3 protein-coding genes are annotated in these 1,853 nt (G+C 48.2%); all 3 read right to left on the bottom strand.

What is annotated here, in order from left to right; translation table 11 throughout:
* Window positions 1–56: 56 nt before the first annotated feature.
* The 3 genes from BY454_RS16925 to BY454_RS16825 all read right to left on the bottom strand — a co-directional run bounded on the left by BY454_RS16925 (window position 57) and on the right by BY454_RS16825 (window position 1,616).
* Entirely contained in the window at window positions 57–482 is a 426-nt protein-coding gene (locus BY454_RS16925; RefSeq protein WP_181049743.1) for a hypothetical protein, read from the bottom strand.
* A gap of 36 nt (window positions 483–518) precedes the next feature.
* Window positions 519–1,019 carry a hypothetical protein gene (locus tag BY454_RS16620; RefSeq protein WP_104417665.1) on the bottom strand — a complete coding sequence of 167 codons (501 nt, stop codon included), beginning with the start codon at window positions 1,017–1,019 and terminating at the stop codon, window positions 519–521.
* A gap of 156 nt (window positions 1,020–1,175) precedes the next feature.
* Entirely contained in the window at window positions 1,176–1,616 is a 441-nt protein-coding gene (locus tag BY454_RS16825; protein WP_146082739.1) for a hypothetical protein, read from the bottom strand.
* Window positions 1,617–1,853 lie beyond the last annotated feature (237 nt).

The raw sequence follows: 1,853 nt of genomic DNA, 5'->3' as shown, positions 1-1,853 counted from the left end.
CCCGCGTCGCTACGCTCCGATGGGTGGCAGCCTTGCTCCGGTCCGGGTGGCAGGCTTCACGTGGAATGGGTGGCAACCTTCAGCGGTTTACGCAGAATCCGGTTGCATTCCTCAAATATTTCCTTCTGATCATGACCGAAAGAAGCCATAAACCGGTATTTAAGTGTATAAAAGTGAACAAAAATTTCTTTCTGGGCCTCATATCGCTCAAATACTATGTATCCTCGATCTAGCAGTTCAGCATCCTCCTTAGTTTCGTGATCCCCCCGCTGCCTGGACTTTCCTTCGTTACTGGAAGAAAAAGGGTTCCGGATAGTCGCGATGGCATCCTTGACCTCAAAGAAAGAAGCCAAAACTTCCTCTGCAAGCTCTATTTTTCTCTTTCCGATAAACTCGCGCTTCCAAGCACCTACACCTGAAATGATTGCCCAGCATGCCCCAATAATTGCAATGGATTCTCCGATAAAAACGATGTCTTCCATTTTTCTCCCGTAGAGCTAACAGCTAAAAATACAGGCTTACTCAGTCTCTGAGCCCCAAGAGTAACTGGCATTTTTACCTTTGCCTTTGCCAAGCTTTTTGCGGTCAATCATTCGGGATTCAAACTGAAAATTCTCATCTATTTTGACCACGAGTAGCTTGTTGAAGTTGCCCGCTCTCTTGACCAATACCTTACCTTTACCTTTTTCAGGGGAAATCGTCTTTATCTCTACCCAGTCATTCCCCATGCGACCATCTGAGCCGGCCATACCTGGGCGATGGCGTTCGATCCCATATTTAATCTCAGCGTAAAGCTCGCCGAGCTCTCCCCAGATTTGAAGGTAACGACCAGTGAGCTCGTAGTACTCTGCCGCGGAATAAACCAAGTCCTCAAAGACTTTGATAATTTCGATGGGTGCATTGGGAAACTCGGCCTTGAGGTCTTGCTCGTGCAATTGACCGTTGATCCACTCCCAACTGATCCATTCGCCATCATCCCAAATGCCATCAGATGGATCGCTGATGGGAAGTCCTGTCATTGCACACCGCATCTCGGTACCTCCCTGTATTTAACGCCAATGTTCAGCGGCCGGTTTGGAGAGCAACGGAAAAACCGGTCCGGTGGAGGCCCGCAGGGCCGGAACATACTGCAACCACTAGTTAAGAACGCCCGATCCAAAGTACGAAACCATGATCTAAATAGCGGATAACTTGTACCGGGAACATGAAACCAAAACCTCACCACGAAACCCTTCGGGCAGCATGCTGCATGAATTCACACAGCGATATGCTTTACTTTCAAGCCATGTGGCTACGGAGCTAGCTGAAATGTTGCTCAACTCAACCATAACATCCAAGAAATCCCGAACCTGAGTACTATATATTAGTGAGAACTCTTGCAACGGGGTTATTTCTGCAACGGTACCAGAGTCACCATATTGCTGTGCTTGGACGAGGTCTGTTGAACAGATAATTGTTGTAGACCTTGCCCTTATCCCAAATTGTTCGTGAAACCAATCATCAGCGTATTCGTGAATCGCAAGAGGTGTATCTTTAGGAATTCTGGGCGTATCAACAAAAGGATTTTCATATTCACCACTTGGAATTCGTCTATCAAAACCGCGATATAACTTCAAGACTTCCTCCGTAATCACTTTTTTTCGCTTAACGCTTTTGTTTAGCGGCGACTACGGAGCGCAGCGTAGTAGGCGTCCGGTGTAGGGCTGCCAGGCCCGGAACGCACTACAACAATTTGTTATGCAGTGCCCAGTCGTCGCGCGACATTCGATACACGCGCACAGGCCGGGCATGGAACTCTCGAGTCGTATAGTCTCCGAACCCGACTTTCTCCGTGACCCTGACGGAAGCTGTAT

Origin of the sequence: Marinobacter persicus, from assembly GCF_002934325.1 — a bacterium.
Lineage (GTDB): Bacteria > Pseudomonadota > Gammaproteobacteria > Pseudomonadales > Oleiphilaceae > Marinobacter > Marinobacter persicus_A.
Note: the sequence above shows the minus strand (reverse complement) of the source record. Positions and strands in the feature narration are given on the sequence as shown.